General features: G+C 75.4%; 26 protein-coding genes and 1 riboswitch. Of the genes, 5 read left to right on the top strand and 21 right to left on the bottom strand.

What is annotated here, in order from left to right; genetic code table 11:
- The first annotated feature begins 14 nt into the window (after positions 1-14).
- On the top strand, positions 15-560 hold the full coding sequence (locus A8713_RS02940) for a PadR family transcriptional regulator (protein ID WP_064531271.1): 546 nt from the start codon (positions 15-17) through the stop codon (positions 558-560).
- Positions 561-586: 26 nt separating this feature from the next.
- Here the strand turns inward: A8713_RS02940 and A8713_RS02935 are convergent, their stop codons facing one another.
- Both A8713_RS02935 and A8713_RS02930 read right to left on the bottom strand, forming a co-directional pair.
- A complete protein-coding gene (locus tag A8713_RS02935; protein ID WP_064531270.1) occupies positions 587-1,141 on the bottom strand; it encodes a hypothetical protein in 555 nt (184 codons plus the stop codon).
- Between the two features lie 161 nt (positions 1,142-1,302).
- The gene (locus A8713_RS02930; protein ID WP_064531269.1) at positions 1,303-2,313 is read right to left on the bottom strand and encodes a fibronectin type III domain-containing protein; all 1,011 of its coding nucleotides are present in this window, start codon (positions 2,311-2,313) and stop codon (positions 1,303-1,305) included.
- A 387-nt stretch (positions 2,314-2,700) separates the two neighbouring features.
- Between A8713_RS02930 and A8713_RS02925 the strand changes: the two genes are divergently transcribed.
- Entirely contained in the window at positions 2,701-3,411 is a 711-nt protein-coding gene (locus A8713_RS02925) for a glycoside hydrolase family 75 protein (protein WP_064531268.1), read from the top strand.
- Positions 3,412-3,518: 107 nt separating this feature from the next.
- Here the strand turns inward: A8713_RS02925 and A8713_RS02920 are convergent, their stop codons facing one another.
- The 4 genes from A8713_RS02920 to A8713_RS02905 form a co-directional block, all read right to left on the bottom strand.
- On the bottom strand, positions 3,519-3,929 hold the full coding sequence (locus tag A8713_RS02920) for a PTS-dependent dihydroxyacetone kinase phosphotransferase subunit DhaM (RefSeq protein ID WP_018570841.1): 411 nt from the start codon (positions 3,927-3,929) through the stop codon (positions 3,519-3,521).
- 1 nt (position 3,930) lies between these two features.
- A complete protein-coding gene (dhaL, locus tag A8713_RS02915; protein WP_064531267.1) occupies positions 3,931-4,539 on the bottom strand; it encodes a dihydroxyacetone kinase subunit DhaL in 609 nt (202 codons plus the stop codon).
- 58 nt (positions 4,540-4,597) lie between these two features.
- Complete coding sequence (dhaK, locus tag A8713_RS02910) at positions 4,598-5,590, bottom strand: dihydroxyacetone kinase subunit DhaK (RefSeq protein ID WP_064531266.1); 993 nt, start codon at positions 5,588-5,590, stop codon at positions 4,598-4,600.
- 174 nt (positions 5,591-5,764) lie between these two features.
- A complete protein-coding gene (locus A8713_RS02905) occupies positions 5,765-7,069 on the bottom strand; it encodes a PP2C family protein-serine/threonine phosphatase (RefSeq protein ID WP_064531265.1) in 1,305 nt (434 codons plus the stop codon).
- 281 nt (positions 7,070-7,350) lie between these two features.
- On the opposite strand from A8713_RS02905, the gene A8713_RS02900 reads away from it, so the two are divergent.
- Genes A8713_RS02900 through A8713_RS32920 form a run of 3 tightly spaced genes read left to right on the top strand, consistent with a single transcriptional unit; the run spans position 7,351 to position 11,059 of the window.
- Positions 7,351-8,940 carry a MutS-related protein gene (locus A8713_RS02900; RefSeq protein ID WP_216826764.1) on the top strand — a complete coding sequence of 530 codons (1,590 nt, stop codon included), beginning with the start codon at positions 7,351-7,353 and terminating at the stop codon, positions 8,938-8,940.
- Positions 8,937-10,520: a MutS-related protein gene (locus A8713_RS02895; protein ID WP_064531264.1), complete on the top strand. Its 1,584-nt coding sequence runs from the start codon at positions 8,937-8,939 to the stop codon at positions 10,518-10,520. Before A8713_RS02900 ends, A8713_RS02895 begins: the two co-directional genes overlap by 4 nt.
- Positions 10,484-11,059 (top strand): manganese efflux pump MntP, encoded by a 576-nt coding sequence (locus A8713_RS32920; protein WP_064531263.1) that lies wholly within the window; start codon positions 10,484-10,486, stop codon positions 11,057-11,059. Before A8713_RS02895 ends, A8713_RS32920 begins: the two co-directional genes overlap by 37 nt.
- Before the next feature lie 34 nt (positions 11,060-11,093).
- Here the strand turns inward: A8713_RS32920 and A8713_RS02885 are convergent, their stop codons facing one another.
- From A8713_RS02885 to A8713_RS02815, 15 genes are all read right to left on the bottom strand, one after another.
- Entirely contained in the window at positions 11,094-12,065 is a 972-nt protein-coding gene (locus A8713_RS02885; protein ID WP_064531262.1) for a diacylglycerol/lipid kinase family protein, read from the bottom strand.
- A 24-nt stretch (positions 12,066-12,089) separates the two neighbouring features.
- Positions 12,090-12,605, bottom strand: coding sequence for an NUDIX hydrolase (locus tag A8713_RS02880; RefSeq protein ID WP_064531261.1), 516 nt, complete (start codon positions 12,603-12,605; stop codon positions 12,090-12,092).
- Positions 12,606-12,635: 30 nt separating this feature from the next.
- A riboswitch (Fluoride riboswitch) is annotated at positions 12,636-12,699 on the bottom strand.
- Between the two features lie 81 nt (positions 12,700-12,780).
- Positions 12,781-13,326: a hypothetical protein gene (locus tag A8713_RS02875; RefSeq protein WP_064531260.1), complete on the bottom strand. Its 546-nt coding sequence runs from the start codon at positions 13,324-13,326 to the stop codon at positions 12,781-12,783.
- Positions 13,323-13,607: a DUF211 domain-containing protein gene (locus tag A8713_RS02870; RefSeq protein ID WP_064531259.1), complete on the bottom strand. Its 285-nt coding sequence runs from the start codon at positions 13,605-13,607 to the stop codon at positions 13,323-13,325. The genes A8713_RS02875 and A8713_RS02870 overlap by 4 nt, the downstream gene beginning before the upstream one ends.
- A 44-nt stretch (positions 13,608-13,651) precedes the next feature.
- Positions 13,652-14,002 (bottom strand): DUF190 domain-containing protein, encoded by a 351-nt coding sequence (locus tag A8713_RS02865; protein ID WP_064531258.1) that lies wholly within the window; start codon positions 14,000-14,002, stop codon positions 13,652-13,654.
- 58 nt (positions 14,003-14,060) lie between these two features.
- Positions 14,061-14,522, bottom strand: a complete 462-nt coding sequence (locus A8713_RS02860) for a universal stress protein (protein WP_064531257.1) — start codon at positions 14,520-14,522, stop codon at positions 14,061-14,063.
- Between the two features lie 52 nt (positions 14,523-14,574).
- A complete protein-coding gene (locus A8713_RS02855) occupies positions 14,575-16,677 on the bottom strand; it encodes a proton-conducting transporter transmembrane domain-containing protein (RefSeq protein ID WP_216826763.1) in 2,103 nt (700 codons plus the stop codon).
- On the bottom strand, positions 16,670-17,497 hold the full coding sequence (locus tag A8713_RS02850) for an NADH:ubiquinone oxidoreductase (RefSeq protein ID WP_064531256.1): 828 nt from the start codon (positions 17,495-17,497) through the stop codon (positions 16,670-16,672). The genes A8713_RS02855 and A8713_RS02850 overlap by 8 nt, the downstream gene beginning before the upstream one ends.
- The gene (locus tag A8713_RS02845; protein ID WP_064531255.1) at positions 17,494-19,020 is read right to left on the bottom strand and encodes a hydrogenase large subunit; all 1,527 of its coding nucleotides are present in this window, start codon (positions 19,018-19,020) and stop codon (positions 17,494-17,496) included. Before A8713_RS02845 ends, A8713_RS02850 begins: the two co-directional genes overlap by 4 nt.
- Positions 19,017-20,489, bottom strand: coding sequence for a proton-conducting transporter transmembrane domain-containing protein (locus A8713_RS02840; protein WP_064531254.1), 1,473 nt, complete (start codon positions 20,487-20,489; stop codon positions 19,017-19,019). The genes A8713_RS02845 and A8713_RS02840 overlap by 4 nt, the downstream gene beginning before the upstream one ends.
- Positions 20,490-20,508: 19 nt before the next feature.
- Positions 20,509-21,192 (bottom strand): hypothetical protein, encoded by a 684-nt coding sequence (locus A8713_RS02835; protein WP_018569619.1) that lies wholly within the window; start codon positions 21,190-21,192, stop codon positions 20,509-20,511.
- Entirely contained in the window at positions 21,192-22,154 is a 963-nt protein-coding gene (locus A8713_RS02830) for a respiratory chain complex I subunit 1 family protein (RefSeq protein ID WP_079158810.1), read from the bottom strand. The genes A8713_RS02835 and A8713_RS02830 overlap by 1 nt, the downstream gene beginning before the upstream one ends.
- Complete coding sequence (locus A8713_RS31855) at positions 22,145-22,780, bottom strand: phosphatase PAP2 family protein (protein ID WP_064531253.1); 636 nt, start codon at positions 22,778-22,780, stop codon at positions 22,145-22,147. Before A8713_RS31855 ends, A8713_RS02830 begins: the two co-directional genes overlap by 10 nt.
- The gene (locus A8713_RS34700) at positions 22,777-23,520 is read right to left on the bottom strand and encodes a CoA transferase (RefSeq protein ID WP_064531252.1); all 744 of its coding nucleotides are present in this window, start codon (positions 23,518-23,520) and stop codon (positions 22,777-22,779) included. Before A8713_RS34700 ends, A8713_RS31855 begins: the two co-directional genes overlap by 4 nt.
- A gap of 746 nt (positions 23,521-24,266) precedes the next feature.
- Positions 24,267-25,163 carry a DUF305 domain-containing protein gene (locus tag A8713_RS02815; RefSeq protein WP_159393065.1) on the bottom strand — a complete coding sequence of 299 codons (897 nt, stop codon included), beginning with the start codon at positions 25,161-25,163 and terminating at the stop codon, positions 24,267-24,269.
- Positions 25,164-25,270: the final 107 nt, after the last annotated feature.

Genomic DNA, 25,270 nt, shown 5'->3' with positions numbered 1-25,270 from the left:
CCTAGGATGACCGCATGTCACTGCCGCACGCCATCCTCACCGCTCTGCTGGAGAAGCCGTCGTCGGGGCTGGAGCTGACGCGCCGCTTCGACCGGTCGATCGGCTACTTCTGGTCGGCGACGCACCAGCAGATCTACCGCGAACTGGGAAAGCTGGAGGCGGACGGCCTGATCCGCGCCCTGCCGTCCGCCCAGCCGGCCCGCGGGCAGAAGAAGAGCTACGAGGTGCTGCCGGCCGGCCGCGCGGAACTGGCCCGCTGGACGGCTGCGGCCCAGGAGCCCAGGCCGCAGCGGGACGCGCTGCTGCTGCGGCTGCGCGCCGCCGCGGTGGTCGGCACGGCGGGCATCGAGGACGATCTCAGACGCCATCTGGAGGCGCACGAGCGGCAGTTGGCGGAGTACCGGGAGATCGAGGAGCGTGACTTCCCGCCCGGCAGGGACAGCTCCGAGGACCGGCTGCGGCACCTGGTGCTGCGCGCCGGGATCGACCTGGAGACCTTCTGGACCCAGTGGCTCGGGCACGCCCTGGCGGAGTTCGCCGAACTGCCCGACGGCGGCTGAGGGCGGTTGCCGCCGACCGCGGCCGGTCAGAGGCGGTACGGGCCGGAGCGGCGGCGGCGCAGCACCCAGCCGGTGGCGATCAGCGCGGCCCCGACCAGGGTCCCGCCCACCGCGACCGTGAGGGTGCCGTAGTCCCGGACGGCCCCGCCGAGCCCGCCCATCACCCCGCGCGAGGGCGCGGCGGAGGCGGCCGGCGCGGAGGTGGCCGAGATCGTCGGCCGGGACGCGGCGGAGACCACGACGGACTGGGTGCCGGCCGTGATGTTGTTCGCGCACACCACGATCACGGTGTACGTGCCCGGCCGTACGCTCTGCCAGGCCGCCGTCTGGTGCGCGGTCGTCCCGGCCAGGGCGGAGCGGCGGCCCTGGGCGAAGCTCGTCTGTCCGGGGGCGAGCAGCGACGCCGTGCCCCAGCCGCCCTCGACCAGGGTGCACGCGCTGGTGGTGACCGACACGGTGGAGCCGTTGGTGCTCACCGAGATGCCCGGTCCCGCGGCGGCCGGCTGGGCGGCGAGGGCGAGCGTCACGGCGGCGGCCGCCGCTGCCGGGGCGATGTGCGCGAGTGGCTGGGTGTGGCGCATGGAGTCCTCCGGCGGCACGGTCGGCGGGCCGTCCCATGGGCCGCCGGAGACGGGGGATCGCCCGTGCCGTCTCCTCAGGGGCAGCCAACGCCCGCCCGGCGCCGCCCGCACGCGCGGCGCACCCGCTCGGGTGACGCCCGGCGCGATCCGGGCACCACCTACTAGCCGCCGTCCGCCCCGGTGGTCACCGTCCGTTCGGCGGAGAAGCCGCCCCAGGTGCCGTCCGGGAGCTTCGCCCGCAGCCGCACCCGGTGGTGCGCTCCCGCGTCCCGGCCCAGGTAGAAGCTGTAGGTGGCCTTTCCGCGCGGCGGAGCACCGCCCCACACCAGGGAGGTGGCGGGCTGTCCGTCGAGCTGGATCTGGTACTCCGTCACCACGCCGTCGGTGCGCGGCGCGACCCAGTCGAGGTCGAGGTAGTACGCGCCGTCCGCGCGGTGGGTCGCGGCGTGGAACGAGGTCGGCGCGGTGCCCCGTCCGTCGTCGGATCCCGGGGTGGTGAGGACGACGGACGCGCTGGCGGGGGAGAGGTTGTCGGCGGCGTCCCGGGCCCGCACGGTGAAGGAGTACCGGGTGCCCGGCCGCAGCCCGGTGACCACGGTCGCCGTCTGGCCGCCGCCCACGCTGTGGATCTTCGTGCCGCCCTGGTAGACGTCGTAGGAGACCACCCGCCGGTCGTCCCGGGCGGCCGACCAGGAGAGCTGGACGGCCCGGCTGCCGACCACCCGGCCGCGCGGGCCGAGCGGCCGGGACGGAGCGGAGCGGTCCGCCGCGACGGCCGCGGGCGTCGTCGCCCGCACCTCCCGGCTGCGCGGCCCCAGCCGTCCCGCGGTGTCCAGCGCCCGCACGGTGAACACATACGTGGTCGACGGGCTGAGCCGGATGACGTCCACCATGTGCTCCGAGGCGGGCACGTCCTTCACCTTCTCGGTGCCGCGGAACACCTGGTACGCCTTGACGCCGGTGCTGGAGGTCACCGCGTTCCACATCACGTGCACGCTGGTGGCGCTGCCGGCCGCCGCGGTGACACCGGCCGGTGCCCCGGGGCCGCCGCCCTCCCCGTCGTCCGCGGCGCCCCGCCCGCACGCCGCGAGGAGCGCGAGCGCCCCGCACACCGCGGCGACACGCCCGGGGAGGCGGGACCGGCGGGAATCGGGCTGCCGAACGCGTCGCACGAGGTCTGCCTCCCCGTCAACTGCGGCGCGGAGGGCCCGGACACCGCTGCGAACAATGGTCCGGACCAATATGCCGTGTTGACGGGGCCGCATCAAGAGGGCCGGGCCGGTCCTGCTCCGTACGCGATTGCGTATGCTGAGGGACATCCCAGCCGAACTGCCCGGTCGATCCAGGGGAGTTCGTGCCGTGGCGCGGACCGCTGTCGTCGCTGTTCCCGCGCCGGCGCGGGCGGCCGGGGGATCCGTGGCCCCGCGGCCCGGCCTCCGGCCGCCCGGCAGGTGTTACGGGCCGTGGGCCGTCCGGTCCCCTAACGTGTGCCGCACGATCGAATTCATCACTGATGAGATGAATGTCTGTCAATGTCCCCGAGGAGAGGGTTCCTCATCGTGCGTGTCCAGTCGCTGACCCTCGTCGCGGCGAGCGCCGCCCTGCTGGCTCCGACGACACTGCCCGTCGTTCCCGTGTCCCACCGGCCGCATCCGGAACCCGCGGCCCACGGCGAGAGCGGCACCGCCGCCGGCCTGCTGGCCCGTACGCGCCACTGCGCGCAGATCTCCCACGGCCGCTACCGCTCCGACGCGGGCGTCCGTGCCACGATCCCGGTCTGCGGCCTGCCCGGCGCGGTGTACTGGAAGGCGGACCTGGACATCGACTGCGACGGACGGCCCACCCGCCGCTGCAACCGGCGCACCGACCCGCAGTTCTCCCCGGCCGCCGCCTACGCCCAGTCCGACGGCCGGCGCCTCGACGCCGAACACCTGCCCTACATCGTCCTGCCCGCCCCCAGCCGCATCTGGGACCACCGCGACCACGGACTGCGCGGCGGATCGGTCGCCGCGGTCGTCTACCGGGGCCGGGTGCGGTACGCGGTCGTCGGCGACACCGGCCCCCGGGACGTCATCGGCGAGGCGTCCTACGCCGCCGCGCGCCGGCTCGGCATCCCCGCGGACCCGCGCACCGGCGGGGCGCGCTCGGGAGTGACGTACATCGTCTTCGAGAACTCCCGGGTCGACCGCATCGAGGACCACGCGGAGGCCGTGCGGCAGGGCGAGCGCCTGGTACGGCGGCTGGTCGGCGCGAGCGCGCGGGTCAGATGATCCCCGGCGGGACCGGACCGCCCGCACGGGCACGACGGATCCGGACGGGGCGCGCCCCGCCCGCCGCGGTCCCGTCCCGCCCCCGCGGTCCCGTCCCGCGCCCGGCCTCACACCTTCCGGTAGGCGTACGCGTCCGCCGCCGCCGCCTCCACCGCGTCCAGGTCGGCTCCGGTGGCGGCGGTGACGACGGCGGCCACCGCGCCCTCCACGAAGGGGGCGTCCACCAGCCGGGTGTCCTCCGGCAACTCGTCGCCCTCGGCCAGCAGCGCCTTCACGGTGAGGACGGCGCTGCCGAGGTCGGTCAGGACGGCGACCCCGGCCCCCCGGTCCACGGACGCCGCCGCCGCGGCGACCAGTTCCGCGCTGGTGCCGAGGCCACCGCCCTCCCGGCCGCCCGCGGGAGCCACCGGGACGTTGTCCGCCCCGCCCGCGAGCCCCCGCGCCAGCTCCGCCACCGAGGCGGCGACCTCGGCGCTGTGCGACACCAGTACGATCCCCACCGGCTTGTCGTCGCTCACGTCAGCCCTCCGCCCCTTCGGCCGCCTCGGCGAGGGCGGCGATCAGCAACGCCGACGAGGTGGCACCGGGGTCCTGGTGCCCGATGCTGCGTTCCCCGAGATAGCTGGCCCGGCCCTTGCGGGCCTGGAGCGGGGTGGTGTCCCTGGCGCCCCGCTCGGCGGCGGCGCTCGCCGCCGGGAACCCGTCGGCGAGCGCGTCCAGGGCCGGTACCAGCGCGTCGATCATCGTCTTGTCGCCCGGTGCCGCACCGCCCAGCTTCATCACCCCGTCGACCCCGGACCGCAGCGCCTCGGCGAGCTGGGCCTCCGTCACCTCGGGGGCGTCGCCCAGCGCCTTGCCGGTACGGCGCAGCAGGGTCCCGTACAGCGGCCCCGACGCGCCGCCGACCTTCGAGATCAGCTGCTTCCCGGCGAGGGCCAGCACCTCGCCCGGAGTGCCGGGCCCCTCCTGCTCCAGCTCCTGGCGGACGGCCGTGAACCCGCGCTGGAGGTTGCTGCCGTGGTCGGCGTCCCCGATGGCCGAGTCGAGGTCGGTGAGCCGCTGGGCCTCACGGTCGACGGACGCGGCGGTCGCCGTCATCCAGCGGCGGAAGAAATCGGCGTCGAGCACTGGAACTCCCTTGCGTGGTGGATACGCGTGGCGGATACGGTCGACGTGCCGGCGCGGGTCACAGGCCCCAGCGCAGGCCCGGCGTGTTCACGGGAGCGTCCCACAACCGCAGCAGTTCCTCGTCGATCTGGCACAGGGTGACCGAGGCGCCCGCCATGTCGAGGGAGGTGACGTAGTTGCCGACCAGTGTGCGGGCGACGGCCACCCCGCGCTCGGCGAGCGCCCGGTGCACCTCGGCGTTGAACCCGTACAGCTCCAGCAGCGGGGTCGCGCCCATCCCGTTGACCAGCAGCAGCACGGGGTTGCGCGGGTTCATGTCCTCCAGGATCGCGTTCACCGCGAAGTCCGCGATCTCGCGCGAGGTCATCATCGGCCGCCGCTCCCGCCCCGGCTCGCCGTGGATGCCGATGCCCAGCTCCAGTTCCCCGTCGGGCAGGTCGAAGGTGGGGCTGCCCTTGGCCGGGGTGGTGACGGCGCTCAGCGCGACACCGAAGCTGCGGGAGTTGTCGTCCACCTGCCGGGCGACGGCCTCGACCCGCTCCAGCGGCTGGCCCTCGTCGGCCGCCGCGCCCGCGATCTTCTCCACGAACAGGGTGGCGCCGGTGCCGCGCCGGCCCGCGGTGAAGAGGCTGTCGGTCACCGCCACATCGTCGTCGACCAGCACCTTCGCGATCCGGATGCCCTCGTCCTCGGCGAGTTCGGCGGCCATGTCGAAGTTGAGCACGTCGCCGGTGTAGTTCTTCACGACGAACAGCACACCGGCGCCGCTGTCGACGGCCGCCGCCGCCCGCACCATCTGGTCGGGCACCGGCGAGGTGAACACCTCTCCGGGACAGGCCGCCGACAGCATGCCGGGGCCCACGAACCCGCCGTGCAACGGCTCGTGCCCCGATCCGCCGCCGGACACCAGCGCGACCTTCCCGGCCACGGGGGCGTCCCGCCGTACGATCACCCGGTTGTCCACATCGACCGTCAGCTCGGGATGGGCGGCCGCCATGCCGCGCAACGCGTCCGCGACGACGGTTTCGGCTACGTTGATCAACATCCTCATGAGCATCTCCCGGTGATCTGGCGGGCGTGGTGGGCCGAAGCACTCCTACCGGCAGTATCGGCCTTGCGCGAGCGAAGGTCACGTGTGGCGACCGCACAGGTGAATGGGGCAGTGAATGGGGCAAACGGGTGCCCCGGCACGGTGCGTTGCCGGTGGGCGGGCCGGGACCGGCGCTCAGGGCACCCGCAACGCCAGCGCCGCCACGTCGTCCTGCTGCCGGTCGCTCATCCGGGTGAGCAGTTCGTCGAGGAAGACCGGCAGGGGCTCGCGGGCCAGTGCGGTGGCGTGCTGGCGCAGCCGGGTCAGCCCGCGTCCGATGTCCTCGCCGGGCCGTTCGATCAGGCCGTCCGTGTAGAGGAGCACGGTGGACCCGGAGGGCAGTTCGCAGGTCGCGGTGGTCCGGGCGAGGGCCGGGTCCACGCCGAGGACCGGGGCGCTCGCCTCCTCCAGCAGGACGGTACGCCCGTCGGGCCGGGCCAGCAGCGGCGGCGGATGACCGGCGTTGGTCCAGTGGAGTCGCCACGGCGCTGTGGCGTCGGTGGTGGGTGTTTCGAGGCGGGCGATGACGGCGGTGACGAGTTCGATGCCGGTCAGGCCCTGCATGACGCGGTCCAGGCGGCTCATCACCCCGGCCGGGTCGTCGCCGCTGTCGTAGGCGAGGGCGCGGAGCATGTTGCGCAGCTGGCCCATGCGGACGGCGGCGGCCAGGTCGTGGCCGACGACGTCGCCGATGGCGAGCACCGCCGAGCCGTCGGGGAGCGGGAAGGCGTCGTACCAGTCGCCGCCCACCTCGGCGCGTTCGCGGGCGGCCACGTAGCGGGCGGCGAGCTGGAGGTGGGCCAGACCGGTCAGGTCGGGCAGCAGGGAGAGCTGGAGCTGCTCGGCGGTGTACTGCTGGAGCGCGTACAGCCGGGCGTTGTCCAGCGCCAGCCCCGCCCGGTGCCCCAGATCCGCCGCCAGCGCCTGCTCCTGCTCGTCGAACACGGCACCCGGCGCACGCCGCACGAACGTGAGCGCGCCGAGGACCTGGCGGCGCACCAGCATGGGCACGATCAGCGCGGTCCCGGCGTCCAGCATGCGGTACAGGGCCCACTGGGCGGACTGGAGCGGGTCTGCGGGGTCGGGCAGCCCGACGCCGGAGACGACGACCGGCCCCGCGCCGCGCAGCACCTTCGCCAGCGCGGCGGACGAGTCGTCCGGACCGGGCAGCAGCCCGCCGGGCAGCACCCGCAGCGACCGCTCGGGCTCCCGGTCCGTGATCGCGAGCCGCCGCAGCCGCTCGCCCTCGGCCACGTCGACCACACAGGCGTCCGCCAGATGCGGCACGACCAGCCGGGCCAGTCGGCGCAGCGCCTCCTCCGCGTCCAGGCCCGAGGCCAGCGCCCGGCTCGCCTCGGCCAGCAGCCGCAGCCGGGCCGCCCCCGCGTCCGGCTCGTGCTCCGTGTGCGGCGCCCCAGGCTGCCGTGGATCCCGTTTCATCGCGCTCCTCTCGGCACCCGTCCGAATGTATAGCGTTCCGTAGGCAGGTCTGAACGGTCCGTGAGGAACGAACCCGGCGGCGGACACGGCCGACGTCGGGGTTTGCCGCGCGCACAGCGGGAAACAGTGGGAAGCAGACGTTGTCCCCGGCGCGGTCCGCGCGCCGAGCGGTGGTGGATCCCGCCGTGGCCCCCGGTGCGCCGGAGGCCGAACCGCCGACCAGGCCGATGGTTCCTGTCGTCCGTCCCGCGTGCGCCCGCGCACCGGAGGAAGGCAGGACCATGGCCGCCGACCGCGCCGCTCCCGACCGGGCCGACCCGGGCGCCCCGCGCGTACCGAGCGTGCTGTTCCCCGACGGCGCCGACCGGGCCGGCATGTCGCCGCCCGAGCCGGACTGCTTCCGCGACCTTAACCTGGACCAGCTCGTCGACGCGCTCGAACTGTGCCGTCCCGCCTACGGTCTCGCGCCGTTCTTCCGGGCGCGGCCGGGGGACCTCCGTACGGTCGGCCACCGGCAGGCCGTCTTCCGGGACCTGGCGGAGCTGCCCGCTCTCGCCGACCGGCTCGACGGCTTCGGCGAGCGGATGCGCGAGGTGCGGGACCGGCTCCGGCGCGCCGGCGCGATGCGCCACCGCTACCAGGCGGCGGACTGGTCGCTGGAGGCGGTGCACGCCTACACCGCGGCGTGCGCGGGGCTCGCCAGGGACCTGGCCCGCGCCGCACCGCGCTCCCCGGCCCTGCGAGCGATCGCCGCGTACGCCGGTTCCTACGTCGCCTCCGCCGCCTTCACCGCGCTCGCCCGGGACGCGCGCCGCCTCCAGGAACAGCTGGACGACGTCCACTACTGCCTGCTCATCACCCCCGGACGGGTCAGGGTGAGCGCCTACGAGGGGCAGGGGGACTACGGCGTCGAGGTCCTCGCCGACTTCGAGCGGTTCCGGCAGGGGGAGGCGAAGGACCACCGGTCCCGCTTCCGCTCGGACGAGGTGATGAACCATGTCGAGGAAGCCGTCCTGGACCGGGTCGCCCTGCTGTACCCGGACGTCTTCGCGGAGCTGGAGCGGTTCCGCGAGCGGCACGCGGACTTCCTCGACCCGGGGATCACGGCCTTCGAGCGCGAGATCCAGTTCTATCTGGCCTACCGGGCGTTCACCGCGCCGCTGGAGCGGGCCGGGCTGCCGTTCTGCCTGCCCGAGGTGCTGGAGGGCGCGAAGGGCGACCGGGAGCTCGCCGCGGAGGGGATGTTCGACCTCGTGCTCGCGGACAAGCTCGTCCGGGAGGGGGCCGAGTCGGTGCTCAACGATTTCCGGCTGAGCGGGCCGGAGCGGTTCCTCGTCGTGTCGGGGCCGAACCAGGGCGGCAAGACGACGTTTGCCCGTGCGTTCGGACAGCTGCACCACCTGGCCGCGCTCGGCTGCCCGGTCCCCGCGCGGCGGGCCCGGCTCCTGCTGTGCGACGGGCTGTTCACCCACTTCGAGCACGGCGAGCGCCTCGACGACCCCGGCGGAAAGCTGTACGACGACCTCCTCCGCGTGCACGCCGTCCTGGAGCGGGCGGCACCGGGCGGCGTCGTCGTCCTCAACGAGGTGTTCACCTCCACCACCCTCGACGACGCCGTGCTGCTCGGCGCTCGCACCCTCGAACAGTTCATCGACCGCGGCCTGATCGGCGTCTGCGTCACCTTCGTCGACGAACTGTCCAGGCTGGGCGAGGCCACCGTCAGCATGGTCGCCGCCGTCGACCCCGCCGACCCGGCCGTGCGCACCTTCCGCATCGGACGCGGCCCCGCCGACGGCCTCTCCCACGCCGTTGCCGTCGCCGAACGCCACGGGCTCACCCACGACCGCCTGCGCGCCAGGATCCGGCCGTGAGGGCGCGGCTCCTGCACCGCGACCGCGACCCGGCCTGGGACACCGCGCCCGGCCCGCAGGAAGACGACCTGACGCGGGACCTGGACCTCGGGACGCTGTACGCGGCGATGGCCGACGGCGACGCCTTCCTGTACGAATGCGCCCGCCGGGTCATGATGTCCCCGCTCACCGACCCGGAGGAGATCCGCTACCGGCAGGACGTCCTGGCCGACTGCCTGCGGCAACCGGAGACGGTCCGCGAGCTCTACGCCCTGGCCACCGAGGCCCTGGCCCGCGAGAAGCGCGTCTTCGGCAGCTTCGTACGCTCCCCCGAGGCGTCCCTCGCCCGCTCGCTGGACGTCCTCGCTCTGTTCCTCGAACTCCTCCAGCGGCTGCGGCACCTGGCCGACACCCGTGCCGGGGAGTTCCGCTCCGCCGGGTTCCGCCGGTTCTTCGCCATGCTGGCCACCGAACTCGACGACGACTGCCTCACCCGGCTGCGCGGCCACGCCGAGCGGCTGCGCTTCCGCGGCGGTGTCCTGGTCAGCGCCCGGCCGACCAGTGGCTGCCGGGGCGCGGGGTACGTGCTGCGCGAACCGCCGCACAAGCGCGGCTGGCGCGACCTGTTCACCTCCTCCGGGCCCCCGGCGTACACGTACCACCTGCCCGAACGCGACGAAGCCGGGGCCAGGGCGCTCGGCGAGCTGCGCGGGCGCGGCCTCGACCTCGCCGCCGACGCGCTGGCCCGCTCCTGCGACCACATCCTGGCCTTCTTCACCGCGCTCCGCCGCGAACTGGGCTTCTGCACGGGCTGCCTCAACCTGCGCGCGGTGCTCGCCGCCCGGGGCGCGCCGGTGTGCCGCCCCGATCCCGCGGCACCGGGCACACCGGTCCTCACCTGCCGCGGCCTGTACGACGTGTGTCTCGCGCTGCGCGGCGCCGGGCCCGTCGTCGGCAGCGACGTGGACGCGGACGGGGCCCGGCTGCTGGTGGTCACGGGGGCCAACGAGGGCGGCAAGTCCACCTTCCTGCGTGCCGTGGGACTGGCCCATCTCATGGCGCAGAGCGGCATGTTCGCCGCCGCCGACTCCTTTGCCGCCGACCCGCGCGACCAGGTGTTCACCCACTTCCGGCGGGAGGAGGACCCGGACATGGTCAGCGGCAAACTGGACGAGGAGCTGGCGCGGATGAGCGGCATCGCCGACCGCCTCACCGCGCGCGGCCTCGTCCTGTTCAACGAGTCGTTCGCCGCCACCGACGAGCGGGAGGGCGCGGAGATCAACCGGCAGATCCTGCGCGCCCTGACCGAGGCGGGGGTGAAGGCGGTGTGCGTCACCCATCTGTACGAGCTGTCCCACGGCCTGTACACACACCGCCCGCACGGCGCCGGCACCGTGTTCCTGCGCGCCGAGCGCACCCCCGACGGCCGCCGCACCCATCGGCTGGTCGAGGGCCCGCCCGAGCCCACCGCCCACGGCGCGGATCTGTACGCGCGCGTCTTCGGCGAGCGGCCGGCGGCTCCGGTGGGCGCGGCACTCCTCGACGAGCGCGGAACGGGACGCCCATGGACTGGCTGCGCACCGCGGTCACGGCCGATCTGATCGGCCTGGCCGCCAACTTCGACAACTGGGGGGTGGGCCTCGCCTACGGCGTCGCCGGGATCAGGTTCCCGCACCGGATCAACGCGCTCGTCAACACGGTCGGCCTGGCCAGCGTCCTGTTGGGCGCGTACGGCGGAGACCTCGTCTCCCGCCGGGTGCCCCCGGCCGCCGCCGGCCTGGTCGCGTGCGGGGTGCTCGTGTCGGTGGCGCTCCTCTACCTGTACCAGATGTACGTACGGCCCCGCCGCGTCCACCGCACCGCACCGCCGGTGTCCGCACCCCCCGGCCCGCGCCAGGGCCTGCTGCTCGGTGTCGGCCTGTCGTTCACCAATGTCGCCAACGGCTTCGGGGCCACGGTCTCGGCGGCGGTCCCGCTGTGGGGCGTCGCCGCGGCCGTCACGTTCTGGGGCTACGCGATGATCTGGCTCGGCAACAGACTGGGGACCGGGGTGGCCGCCAGGGTCGTCGGCGCCTGGTCGCCCGCCGTCGCCGCCGCCGTGCTGATCGGTGTCGGCGTGCACGAGGCGACCGGGACATAGCGCGGCTCCGGGCCCGCGTCGCCCGGCCGTACGGTCACTTCGAGGGCACCGGACGGTACAGGAGCAGGGCGGCGGGCGCCGCCGTCAGGGTCAGTGTGTCGGGGGCGGCGGCCGCCTCGCCGTCGTAGGCGTAGGTCAGGCCGCGCAGACCGGCCAGCCGCAGCCGGGGCACGACGTGCTGTTCGGGAAGGGCGAGCGCGTGCGGTGCGTCGACCGCCTCGGCCAGCAGGGCGACCAGCCGGCCGTGCCGCTGCCCGGCGTCCGCGTCGAGCAGCCGCACGTCGAGCAGGCCGTCCGACAGCCGCTCGCGCGTCGGCAGGGCGTGCAGGGAGTGCTGCCGGTACACGCCGTTTCCCGCGAAGAGCAGCCAGAGGCGGCGTGGCGTGCCGTCCAGGCGCAGCGCGAAGGGCCGGGCGGTGCCGCTCGCGAAGGGCAGCGCCAGCGCGGTGGCGGCCCGCCGTCCGCAGCGGGGGCGGACCAGTTCCCGGAAGCGGACCAGATCGGCGTAGGCGCCCAGGGCGAAGGTGTTCAGGAACACCCGGGGCGGCCGGTGGGCGCCCGGCGTGCCGATCAGGGCCACGTCGACGGCCGCTCCCCGGCCCTCCTCCACGGCGGTGGCCGCCACGGAGACGGAGCGCAGACCGGCCGCGCCGGCGAAGTGGTCGAGCGCGCCGCCGGGGAAGACGGCGAGCGGGAGGCCGTGGCGCAGCGCGGCGCGGGCCGCCGCGTTGACCGAGCCGTCGCCGCCGACCACCCCCAGCGCCCCGCCCGCCTCGGCCGCCGACCGGGCGGCCGCCTCCAGGGCGGCGGGCAGGCCGCCGGGGGAGCGGACGGTGACCGGGCGGGCCCGGGGCAGCAGGCTCCGCAGCTCGGCGAGGGCGCGCTCCGCGCCGGTGGCGGCCGGGTTGGCCACCACCCGCAGTCCGGCCCCGCCGGGCAGCGGCCGTATGCGGGACGGGTCCGCGCGCCCCGTCGGCGCCGGACGGCCCCGCCGCTCCGCGGCCATGGCGCGCTCAGCCCCGTCCGGACGTCACCGGGAACGGAACGGGGGGAGCAGGGGCAGCGCCGACAGGGCGCGGGTGATCCGCGTGCCGTTCCGCGGGCGCCACAGATTGCCCAGGTAGGGCGCGTACCGGCGCCCGCCCCGGTGGAAGAGGCCCGGCAGATGGCCCGCCAGCGGCGGCTTCATGTCCAGAGCGCGCAGCCGGGAGAACGCCACGAACTCGGCCGTCATGCCCTCCTCGCGGGACGAGGGCGTCTGGCCGGGCGCGCCGTCCGCGGTGAACACCAGGTCCACGGTCCGCCGCCCGGTGTCCGGGTCGACGGCCTCCAGGACGAACGCGACCCGGGCCGGTTCCACCGCGAGGCCGGTCTCCTCGCGGGTCTCGCGGCGGGCGCAGGCCACCATGCTCTCGCCCGCGCGGGGGGTGCCGCCGGGCAGCACCCAGTCGTCCGCGCCCCGGGCGCTGCGGTGGACGAGCAGCACCGACTCGCCCCGGAAGACGACGGCGGAGCAGCGCAGCAGGACATCGTCGGGCATCCTCATGCCGATCTCCTCGCAGATGATGTGCGGGTGTTACCGGTAGAGGCCATCAGCAGGAGGTCCTGCGGTTGTGGCGAGCCCCATCGCCATGGCGATGCCCTCCTATTGTGGCGTACGTCCCCGGTCCGTCCGCAAGTCCTCCGGGCGGTCCGGCGGACCCCGCGCGCGGCCCGGCCGGTCACGCGATGCGCAGCCGGATGCCGACCCAGGTGGTCGCGACGCCGCCCGCCGCCATGGCCAGCGCCCACAGGACGGGGCGGGCGGTCAGGAGACGGGCGAGCATGGCGCCGAGGCAGGACAGGGCGAGGACGGCGAGTGCCACGACGATCCACGGCGGGCCGGGCAGGACCGCGCCCAGCGCGAGCGGCAGCGCGGCCCCGGCGAAGCTGGACACACAGGCGACGAGCGCGGCGCGCCAGGACCGCAGCAGGGCGAGCCGCCCCAGGTGCGTGGCGGCCATCCTCCGGCCGCGGCCGAGGCTGAGCTGCCGGGTGATGTGCGCGAGATGGGCCCGGCGTTCGGCGTAGTCGGCCACCATGACGGTGAAGGCGGCGGTGACCAGCGCGGCGCAGCCGACCCGCACCGCCAGGCTCCAGCTGACCGGGGTGCCGGACCCGGTGAGGGAGGCGGAGGCGAGGGTGAGGGCGTTGAGCAGGCCGTCGGTGATCCCGAGAACGAGGGGGAGCCGGACGGCCCCGGCGGCCTTCGTGAGAGAGACGGTCATCTCTTGCGGGGGGTCCGGTCGAGCGTGTAGGCGCCCGCGACCACCTCGTCGGTGCTGTGCACGACGGCACCGGCGTGCTCGATGGCCCGCTGGACGGCCGTCAGGTCCAGGTCGTCGCCCTCGATGGTGACGTCGGTCCCGATGGTCTCGACGTCGATCTCGGTCACGGAGATGTTGACGGCCTGGACGCCCGGCACGTTCTCGATCTTCTGCGCCAGATGGGTGAGGCTCGGCTCGCTGATGGCCATGTCGACATCGAGGACCAGTCGGCGGATCGGCATGAGCGGTGTCCTTGTCGGAGTGCCTACGTGTCCTGTCGGTGTGCCTACGCGTCGGACCGGTCGTCCGGGGTGAAGCGGACCAGTTCGCATTCCTCCAGGATGGCCGCGCCCTCGGAGACGATCCCGTCGAGCTCCGGCAGGAACGCCCGTACCTTCTCCGGGGAGTCGGCGAAGACGACCGCCATGGGCAGGTCCTCGCTCAGGGACAGGATGCGCTGGGTGTGGATGCGGGAGTGGGCCCCGTAGCCCTCGACCCCGCGGAAGACGCTGGCCCCGGCGATGCCGGCCTTGTGCGCGCGGTGCACGATCTCGGTGGCCAGGGGCTTGTGGTGCACGGTGTCGTTCTCGCCCACGAAGACGGTGACCTTCAGGCCGGGGCGGGTGTGCCTGCTCATGTGCGGTTGCTCCGTTCGGTTGATGTACTGCTCGGAAGTGCCGGGTGTGGGGGCGTTCTCACCCGGTGTCCTCGGGGGGCGCCGCGGCGGGGACCACGAGCACGGGCAGGGCGGCCCGCTCGATCACCCGCCGCACCACGTCGCCCAGCGGCCGGGCCCGCAGATGGCTGTCCGCGCCGTGGCGGCCCAGGACGATCAGGTCGCAGCCGTGCTCGGCGGCACTCGCGACGAGGTCGGCGGCGATGTCCGTGCCGGTGCCCCAGTCCAGTCGGAGCTGCCCGGCGAAGGGCGGCAGCGCCTGCCACGCCCGGTCGAAGCGCTCCTGCACCCAGGCGCGCTGGGCGCCGAGGTCGCGGGTGCGCTCACCGCCGGTCTCGGTGTGCTCGGACGGTACGAGCACGGCGCGCACCAGGACGCCGCCCCGGTTGCCGGCCAGCGCCACCGCGGCCGCCAGCGCCGCGCGGGCGGCGGGCGAGGCGTCCCAGCCGACGAGGATCCTGTGGAACGGTGACGCGGTCATCGGCTTCCTCCTTCACCGGGACGGGCCGCGGGAACGACCGCCGCAGGGCCGGTCATGACAGGGCCGCCACGAGGGCCAGGGCGCCGACCAGGACGATCAGCATGTAGGTCAGATAGGCGTCCAGGCGGCCGCACTGGAGGCGCTTGGCCGCGGCCACCAGCGCGCGCAGCGGACGGTAGAACGGCTGGTACAGATACACCTCGACGACCTCCACCACGTCGGACGCGTAGTCGAGGGTGCCTCCGGTCGCCGCCGTGCGCACCGGCCCGGCGCCCTCCGGTCCCGGTTCCCCTTCCGGTTCCGGTGCCGGAGGGTCCCCGGTGCCCGGTCGCGCGGCGACGGCGGGTGCGATCCCGGTGGGTGTGGCGCGGGTTCGGGTGCGCAGCACGGCGCCCAGGACACGCCGGGTCGGGTTGGCGTACCCGAAGGGGGTGTACCGGTCGTCGCCGTGCACACCGCCGCTCGCCGAACGCCACGCCGGCACCCGCCGCACCCGCAGGGCCCCGCCGCGCGAGGCCGCCACCAGCAGCACCAGGACGCCCGCGCACAGCACCGGCATCACCACCCACAGCCAGCTCGGGGAGAGGCTGGAGAACCCGGCGAAGACGGGCTGCACGACCCAGGGCGAGACCAGCGCGCCCAGGGTGGCGTCCCGCGGCACCAGCGGTTCGAGACCCGCGCTGATCACCCGTAGCTGAAGCGGTGTCAGGGCGGCGGCGGCCAGGCCGCCCAGGGCCAGCAGCAGGACGCCCGCGCGCCCCGCGATCCCCAGGTCCGCCCGGCACGGGGCACGGCGGGCCGGACGGTCGTCCCGGGGGCCGAGGACGACCATGCCGACGATCCGGACGAAGGTGACCGAGGCGAAACCCGCGGTCAGCGCGATCAGGGCGCCCGCGACCGCGAGGGCGAGTCCGTAGGGGAAGGCGGAGTACCGGAACTGCTGCATGAGGCTCTCCAGCAGGAACCACTCCGAGACGAAGCCCGCGGTGGGCGGCAGCCCGGCGAGGGTGACGGCACCGGCGGCGAGCCCGCCGGCCGCCCACGGCAGCCGGCGCGCGGTGCCGCGCAGCTGTTCGAGGTCGCCGGTACCGGCGTCCGACTCGACGGCCGCGGCTCCGGCGAAGAGCAGTGTCTTGGCGACCGCGTGCGCGATCGTCTGGAGCGTGGCGGCGAGCAGCCCGGCGGCGGTGAGCCGTTCGCTGCCCGTGAGCGCGCCGACGAGCGCGACGGCGTACCCGGTGCAGATCAGGCCCGCGTTCTCGATGCTGGACCAGGCGACGACCCGCTCAAGTCGGGCCTGCACGGCCGCGTGCGCGATGCCGAGGAACGCGGTCAGCGCGGCCAGCAGAAGCAGGGTGACGGCGAGCCAGGCGGGCGGCGGACCCAGCAGCGCGAAGGTGCGCCACAGACCGTAGAAGCCCGCGTTGACGGCGACGCCGGCCAGCACCGGGCGCAGTCCCGCGGGCGCGGCGGCGTAGCCGCGGGGCAGCCACACCTGCACGGGGACCAGCCCGGTCTTGACGGCGAAGGCCAGGACGAGCAGCGCCCAGGTGGCCGAACGCGCGGTGCCCGCGGGCAGCTCCGCGAGCCCGGCGAGGGAGAAGTCCCCGGTGCGGGCGGTGCCCGTCAGCAGACCGAGCAGGAGCGCGGCACCGGACACCTTGCCGAAGCCGAACGTCGCCACGGCCGGACCGATGCGGCGGTGCCCGGCCGCGGTCAGCAGATAGAAGCCGAGGGTGATGCCCTCCCAGGCCATGACGAACAGGAAGACGTTGTCCGCGCTCTCCACCACGGCCACGGAGGCGAGCACCAGGGCGTGGTAGGCGGCCGGGCCCCGGCCGGGCCGCCGCGCGGACGCCCAGCCCGCCGCGGTGAGACAGGCGGCGACGGCGACGGCGAACGTCAGCAGCCAGAACAGCCCCGAAAGACGGTCGACGCGCAGGGCGGCCGTGCCGAACCCCAGAGTGTCGCCGAGGTCCAGGCGCGGGGCGCGCCCCGTCCGGCCCAGGGCGAGCGCGCCCACCGCCGCCAGGCAGCCGCTGCCCGCCGCGCACAGCAGATACGGCACGGCGTACGGCGCTCGCCGCCCCGGCAGGACGTCGACGAGAGCGGCGGCGGCGAACAGCAGCAGACCGGCCGCGATCAGCTCACTCACCCCGGCCTCCCTCCGCCGTCTCGACGTCCGGCGGCTCCCGGTCCGCGCGGCCGAGCCGGCCGGTGGCCAGCAGCAGCGCCTGGAGCAGCGAGAACGGGCTCGGCGGCGACCCCGGCACCCAGATGTCGACGTCCAGCAGGCCGCCGATGCCCGAGTGCGTCGCGTAGGACCCGGCCCACATGCCGCCGCTGCACGCGTCGGTGCCGGCGGCGATCACCACGACGGGTTGCGCGGTCGCCTCGTAGGTGCGCCGCAGCGGCGCGGCCATGCCCCGCGCGCCCGCCCCGGTCACCATGAGCACATCGGCGTGGCGCGGACTGGCCGTCAGGAACAGGCCCAGCCGGTGGATGTCGTAGACCGGGTTCGTCAGGGCGGCGATCTCCCACTCCTCGCTGCCGTCGGAACCGGCGTCCACGTGCCGGATGTGCAGGGAGCGGCGGAAGCGCGCGGTCCGCGCCGCGAGCCGGGCCCGCAGAGCGGCGACGGCCGCCTCGTCCTCCGGCACCCGGGGCACCACGAGCGCCGCCCGCGCGACGGCGGCCGTCGCGGCGCCGGACGCCCGTGCGAACACGTCGGGGCGGACCCGGACACAGCGCCGGCACAGCACGCAGCGCCCTCGGTCCAGCCGGGGCGTGCCGTCGGACGCGGCGTCCAGCGCGCCGGTGGGGCAGATCCCGTCGAGCTCGGCGCGGGTGACGCGGGGCGCGGCGGGCCGCACGGTCACGGCGGCCGGGAAGTCCCGCTCGTACGGGTCGGTCCCGCGGGGGTAGCGCGTGGTGACAATCCCCTCCCGCAGCCCGCGCACGAACCAGGGCGTCACAGCGCCACCCCCGCGATCGAGAGACCGAAGCTCGCCTCGATGAACGGGAAGTCGGTCAGGATGTCCCCGGCGAACACCTCGTGGAACAGCACGAGGTTGTGGAAGGAGGCCGACCGCGGCACACAGCGGCTGATCCGGCCCTCCCGCAGCCGCAGCAGGTACAGCGTCTCGCCCTGCGGTGCCTCGGCCGAGCCCACCGCGAACCCGCTCGGCGCGTCCGGGACCGGGACGCACAGGGCCGCGTCGCCGTCGAGGGCGCGCAGTTCGCCGCTGGTCTGGTGCAGCAGCTCGAAGGAGCGGGTGAGCTCCGCCCCGCGGACCAGGGTGCGGGCCATGACGTCGCCCTCGGCGAACTCGGGCGGCGCGCCGAGCCCCAGGGACGGATAGGCGTCGTACGGGCGTTCGTAGCGGACGTCGGGGCCCGCTCCCGAGGCCCGGCCGAGCGGTCCGAGCGCGCCGTGCGCGCGGGCGACGGCCGGCGGCAGCGGGCCGGTGCCGCGCAGCCGGTCGAGGAAGGAGGGGGTGTGCAGGGCGGCGCGCCAGTCGGCCCGCACGGCGTCGCGCAGCGCGGCGAGCGCGCCGTCGAGAGCGGCGGGGGACAGGCACGGCAGACCGCTGACACCGCCGGGCACGACCGCGCCCCGCCCGAAGCGGCTGCCGCACAGCCGGCCGGTCAGCCGCAGGACGCGCTCCTTGTGCAGGGCGAACCGGGCGGTGGCGACGGCGAGTCCGGCGGCGTCGGTGAGTTTGACCATGACGTCGAGATGGTTGGCGACCCGCTCCAGTTCGGCGTACAGCACCCGGACCAGGCGGGCCGCCCAGGGCACGGTGAGACCGGCGCACCGCTCGACGGCGTGGCAGAACGCGAGGGCGTGCGCGACCGAGGCGGTGCCCTCGACGCGCTCGGCGGCCGCCATGCCGTCCTCGACGGTGCGGCCCTCGAAGCGTTTGGAGACGCCGCGGTGCTTGTGGAACACACGGATCTGGACCCGCGGGATGTCCTCGCCCGGGGTCTCCACCAGGTACTCGACGGACTCCACGACTCCGGAGCGCACCGGGCCGTGCGGGATGGTGAACACGCCCGGACCGATGACCGCGCGCGGGAGCGCCGACTCGTCGGGCACGAGCGGGCCCGGGGCGCGCGCGGTCCCGGGCAGCGGGGTCCGGCCGGGCTCCTGGAGCGGCAGCAGCAGCGGGTCGAGCCGCGGATGACCCTCGGGGACGACGCCGAACAGGTCGTGCAGGGCCCGCTCGTACCAGAACGCGGCCGGGAGCCACGGGCTCAGCGACGGATACGTCAGGCGTCCCGGCGGCAGGACCGTCTCCAGCACCAGCGGCTCGGCCCCGCCGCTCGGGAACAGCACGGCGAGCAGCCGTACCGAGCCGTCCGCCCCGCCGCTGCCGAACAGGCCCGCGAACCGTGCTCCGGGCCGCCCCTCGCCCGCCGCCGTGCCCCGCAGCACCCGGCCCCAGGCGGCGGCGCTCAGCCGCCGTACGCCGCTGTCCGGTGCCGGTGCGCTCATGACACGCCTCCCAGTTCCGCCGCGCCCCGGGCCAGCAGCGCGGCCAGCGCGTCGGGCGGGTGCACGCCCAGGACCACCAGGGCCACCAGGCCCGCCGCCACCGGCACCACCATCCACACACTGCGCGCGCCCGGCTCCCCGGCTCCCGGCGCGCCGTCCGCGGGGGCCGGGGTGAGCACGACCTGGGTGGCGGCGACCGCCAGCCCGAAAAAGGCCAGCGTCACCAGCACCACGAGCACCGCCGCCACCCCGTGGTGCCCCGACTCGAGGCCGCCCGCCACGATCTGGAACTCGCTGCGGAAGATCCCGGACGGCGGCAGCGCGGACAGCGCCAGGACCGCGGCCAGGAACATCGGACCCGACCAGGGCAGCACCCGGGCGGCGCCGCGCAGCCGGCGGATCTCCTTGGTGCGGTACGCGCGCACCAGCGCACCGGCGCCCATGAAGGCGTTGCCCTTCGCCGCCGCGTGCGCCAGGACGTGCAGCAGCACACCGGCCAGCGCGATCGGCGCGCCGAAACCGACACCGACGGTGAGGATCCCCATGTGCTCGACGCTGGAGTACGCGAGCAGGCGCTTGATGTCGTGCTGGTCCAGGACGTACAGGGCGGCCAGCAGCAGCGAGGCGACCCCGAGGACCAGCAGCACGGTGCGCGGGAAGTGCGGGCCGAGCGTGCCCGCGGCCACCTGGTAGTAGCGCAGGACGGCGTAGAAGCTGACGGCGAGCAGGGAGCCGGAGAGCATCGCGGAGACGGTGCTCGGCGCCTCGGCGTGCGCGTCGGGCAGCCAGGTGTGCACCGGCACCAGCCCCGCCTTGGTCCCGAATCCCAGCACGGCCAGGACGAAGGAGAGCCGCACCGCGGTGTGCGGCAGGCGCGTCGCCGCCTCCAGCAGCGGGGCGAACCCCAGGTCGTACGTCTGCCCGAGCACCCGGGAGCCCGCGTAGTACATGAAGATCGTGGCGAGCAGCGCGATGCCCAGCCCCGCCGAGGCGAGCAGCACGTACTTCCACGCCGCCTCGGTGGCGCCCTCGGTGTTCTCCACGGCCACCAGCAGGGCCGAGACGACGGTGGTCACCTCGACGGCCACCCACAGCAGGGCGAGCCCGTCGACCAGCGGCGCGCACAGCATCGACCAGGCGAACAGGTTGAGGCCGACGTAGAAGCGGCGCGCGTAGCGGGGGAAGTCGCGGCTGTGCTCGTCGTGCCGCAGATAGCCGACGCTGTGCGCGGCGCAGCAGGCGTAGACGAACGCGGTCGCCAGCACGAACACGGTCGACAGGGCGTCGGCCCGCAGGATGCCGGTGTGCAGGGCGTGCCGGCCGCCCTGGGGAACGAGGGCACAGGCGAGCACGAAGCAGGAAGCGCCCGAGGCCACGGTCAGGCACTGCGTCAGGCGCACCGGCGCGGTCAGGGCGGCCGCCGCCGGGAGCAGCGGCAGCAGGGCCAGCAGGGTCAGTACGGCGGTCACGGTCTCTCCTCGCCTCCCCTCAGCCCTGGAGCGAGGTCAGGGACTCGGTGGACAGGGACGCGGTGCGGTGGTGGTGCACGCGCATCAGCACGCCGAACACCACGACGGCCACCAGCAGGTCGAACAGGAACGCCACCTCGATGATGAGCGGCATACCGGCGGCCACCACCAGCGAGGCGAGCGAGACGCCGTTCTCCAGCGAGTAGAACCCGACCGCCTGCGAGACGACGTCGCGCCGCACGATCATCAGGACGAACGCGACCAGCACGACGGACACCGACAGGCCGAGCGCGGCGGGCGGCAGGAACCGGCTGCGCAGATCCAGCGAGCCGACCGCGAAGAACCCGAACCCGGCGAGTGCCAGCGACAGCAGGGTGGCGGCGGCCACCCCGATCGCACCGGACCCGGCGATCTCCACCCGGGCGTCGCGCAGCAGCCGGCCGATCAGCCACGGCACCGCGACCACCTTCAGCAGCAGCGACACCACGGCCAGGGCGTACAGCTCGGGCAGGTCGCGTGCGGCGGCCACGATCACCGCGAGCACCGACACCAGGAAGGACTGCACCGCGTACAGACGCACCTGGGAGCGGGACAGGGAGGCCCGCAGCATCGCGAACTCGGTCAGCAGGAGCAGCACCGCGATGGTGTTGGTGGCGCCCTCGAAGGTGGTGGGCGCGGTGCCGGCGGCGAGCGGTGGAGTCATCAGCCGCCTCTCAGATAGAGGGTGAACACCGCGAGGACGGCGAGCAGGAACGCGGCCGCGACGAACTCACTGATCCTGAAGAGGCGCAGTTTGGCGAAGCTGTTGTCGATGACGGCCACCACGCAGCCGAGCAGCGCCGTCTTGCCGACCAGGGCGCCGATCGCCAGGACCACCGAGAGCACGCCGGTGGTGGAGGACAGTCCCCAGGGCGCCAGGAAGACATCGAGGAGGATGGTGTAGAGGATCAGCTGCTTCATCGCCGAGCCCCACTTCAGCAGCGCCAGGTGGGGCCCCGAGTGCTCGAAGGCGCGCGCCTCCTCGATCATCCCGAACTCGTTGGTCCCGGTGTGCGTCTCGACCGGGATGCGGGCCGTCTCGTAGAGGATCACCAGGAACAGCGCGGCGGAGGCCAGCAGATGCGCCGGGCGGATCACCTGGTCCCCCGAGGAGCGCACGGCGGCGGCCTGCGCGTACGGCAGATCGGTCGCCGTGATCATGGCGACGGTGAACACCACGAACAGCATCACCGGCTCGGTGATCGCCCCGAACGTCTTGGACCGGCTCGCTCCCAGCTGCGCGTACGGGCTGCCGCTCTCGGCCGCCGCGACAGCCACCGAGAAGCTCGCCAGTGCCAGCAGGAAGCTGCCGCCGATGATGTCGCCCGCGTAGCCCAGCGGCAGCCCGAACGTGGTCAGGACCGGGATGAGCAGCGGCACCGTCAGATAGCAGCACATCGCCACGACCGGGGCGGCCAGGAAGAACCGGCTCGCCCCGTAGGGCGCCAGCGACTCCTTGCCGAACAGCTTCACCAGATCGTGGTACGGCTGCGACACGCGCGGTCCGCGCCGTCCCTGGAGCCGCGCCTCGACCTTCGCGATCCACCCGGACAGCCCGGGAGCGGCGGCCAGCACCGTCAGCGGCTGGAGCGCCTGCACCAGGTACGGGGAGAGGGTCACCGCCACGGCGGACCCCAGGCGCCCGGCCCCGGACGGCGCGTACGGAGCCGGGCCCGGTCCGCCTGCGGAGCGCGGCGGGCGAGGTCCGTGAGGGCCAGGCACGTCCGGCCGAACAGCCAGCCGCCCAGGACGTCGGCGGGCCGGTGCGCGCGCAGCGCCAGCCGGGCCGCCGCGACGGCGCAGCAGATCCCCGCCGCCGCGCGGCGGTCCTCCAGTGCCAGGGCCCAGGCGACGAGGGCGGTCATGGTGTGGCGGGACGGGAAACTCGCGCCGTGCACGCGGGTGCGCCGCTCCTCGGCGGGGGGCCGCGGCCGGTCCACGGCCCGGCTCAGCAGCCGCCGGCCGGTCCCGGCGGCGGCGAGCACCGCCGCCGGGACCAGTCGCCCCCCAGGTCCGTGCCGGTGCGGCGGCAGCGCGCAGCGGACGGCGACGACGGTCCAGGCCACCGGGGCGGAGCCCGCCGCGCCGACGGCCCGCCACGTGCGGACCGCGCGCCCGCCGCGCACCGGCGCGGGCGACCAGCGGTCCTCCCATCCGGCCAGCCGCTCGTCGCGGACGGCGGCGGTCAGCAGGCCCAGGCACAGCGCGTCCAGGGCCGCCGTCCGCGCGGCGCCGCCGGGCACGGCGGTCACGGCTCCTCTCCCGGAGGCGGTGTCCGGTCGCCGGTGCCCCGGGGGAAGCGGTGGTGACGGCTCGCGGGCACCACCGCCGTGACGTACCGCCCGGGGACGGTCGTCGCGGCCCGGCTCAGGCGGCCGGCGGTGCGCACCACCGCGCACTCGGCGACGGCGGCGGAGGCAGCGGCGTGCGCCATGGCCGCCGACAGCTCGGCGAAGGGCCCGGTCACCGTCAGGTTGCCCGCGAGGTCGGCCTCGTCCGCGTACAGCAGGGCGACGTCGCAGCGCAGCGACGCCTTGTGCGCGAAGGGCAGTGGACCCAGGCGCAGATGCGCGGGCTTGTCCCGGGCCTGGTCCGGGCTCGGCGTCCGGATGGCGGTGTGCACCTCGCCGGGCGAGTAGAAGTCGTCCACACCCGCGGCCCCCGCCCGCAGGCCCTCCGTCATCTCCTGCACCGTGAGCCATTCGACCGGCACCGGCGCCGCGGGCCCGAAGCCGCCCTCGGCGGGGGACGGGACGGCGACCGTGCAGCCGCTGAACCTCCCGTCGGCCATGAGCCGTCGGACCTGGGGCGAGTCCAGCGCGGTGCGGGCGCACAGGAGGTGCAGACCGTGCGGACCGGACGCGGGGAGACGGGCGAGCAGCGAATCGGGCAGGGGCGGACCGCCGAGGGCGAGCGTCGCGCCCTCGGCCAGGCCGGGCAGAGCGGCCAGGGCGCGGGCCGGTTCCCTGACGATGTCGCGGGGTGTGGGCATGGCACGGGTCCTCCGCGTCGGCGGGACCTCCGGCCCCGCGGCGGTCTCCGCGCCCGGCGGCAGGCAGCACCATCTGGCGGGCCGCCGCCGGGAGCGGGCGGGCAACTGCGGACAGCGGCCGGGCCGCCACCGGACGAGCGGGGTCCGCGACCGGGAGCGGTGCGGGCACGACCGGCGGGGGCGGCCACCACCGGGTGGCCGTGCCGCACACGGGCGGCGGGCCGCCCCGCCGGGCCGGACCCGGCGTGCGCGGAGCGGCCCTGGTGGCGCGGTCTGTGCGGCAGCGTCGGCCATGGTGCTGTCCTCCTCCGGTGTGCGGGCGCACGCGGGACGAACGGGACAGGAACCATTGGCCTCTCGGCGGTTCGGTCACCGGCGCACCGGGGACCACGGCGGGATCCACCACCGTTCGGCGCGGCGGGCGCGCCTTCTCGGTTCACCGTAACCGCCGGGGCGGCGCCTGTCCGCTCGTGCGGTCCGAACAGGTCAGGCGGGGCTCGCGTCGGGCGGAGTCACGCAACGGCGGAGTCCCGGCCGCGACCGGCCCGCGCCCGCGTACGCACGCGGGCGCGGTCCGCCGAAGAAGGGCCGCCGCCGGGTCGGACGGCCCGAACCGTCCGACCCGGCGACGGCCCGTGCCGTCCCGCGAAGACCTGGTCGTCCCCCGGTGACCTGTGCCGTCCCGCGACGGCGGATGCCGCCCCGCGCCGTCCCGTGCCGCGCGCGGCGGCGGACCTGTGGCGCCGTCAGCCGCGGGCGGCGCGGCGTCGGCGGCGCAGCAGGAGCGTGCCGACGCCCGCGCCCGCGGCGGCCAGGGCGCACCCGGCGGCGACGACGGGCCCGGGGGACACGGAGGCGGCGCCCTCCCCGGTGTCCGCCGCGCCCTTGGGCAGCGTCACCGGGGCGGACGCGGCGGTTCCGGGGACGGTGGCGGCGTGCGCGCCGTGCCCGGACAGCCAGGCCGAGAAGCCCGCGATCTCCGACTCCTGGCCGGTGACGCCGGTGGCGGCCGCCGACCGCAGCTCGGCGTGCACGGCGCGGGCCTGCGGCTCCAGGAACTGGATCAGACCGGAGGTGTGGAGCGGGATCATCATGTCGGCGTACGCCCGGTCGAAGCCGGTGCCCTCGCCGGTGCCGCGCAGCCCGGACAGCAGGCGCTGCACCTCCTGCTCCAGCGCGGCCAGCGTGGTGCGGACATCGGGGGAGAGCCTGGCCAGGGCCTGGGCCGGTGTCATCGCGTACCACTGCTGCAGCCAGCCGGTGAACTGCTCCACCTGGCGCTGGTGCGCGGTGAGCAGGGTCTGGGCACGGGCGCGCAGGGCGCTGTCCGTGCCGCGGTCCAGTTCCAGGCGGGCCATGGCGACGGCCGCTTCGTCGTGCGCGATGATCCCCGCGAGGAACGCGGTCTCCAGGTCCGCGCCGCGCAGCGCCGTCAGTTTCTCGCCGAGCCGGCAGGCGAGCGGCGAGACGGACGCAGCCCCGCCGTCCCCGGCGCGGGCCGCGAGGGACGCGGCGGGGACCGCCGGGGGAGGGGAGGCCGCCGCGGAGGACAGGGCGGTGGCCGGTGCGGCGGGTCCGCACAGGACCGCCCCGAGGGTGAACAGCACGGCGCCTCGGCGGCGCCAGGGTATGGGTATGTGCACGGCAGAGCCCTTCAGGGGGAGAGGCCGGAAGACAGCCCGGCCGGACCTGGCGCGAGCGGTTCCGCGCGGGTCACGGGCGCGGGGAGCCGTACGGGGTGACCGCGTGA

This window comes from Streptomyces sp. SAT1, from assembly GCF_001654495.1.
GTDB classification, from domain to species: Bacteria; Actinomycetota; Actinomycetes; order Streptomycetales; family Streptomycetaceae; genus Streptomyces; species Streptomyces andamanensis.
This window is presented reverse-complemented; position numbering and strand designations above follow the sequence as displayed.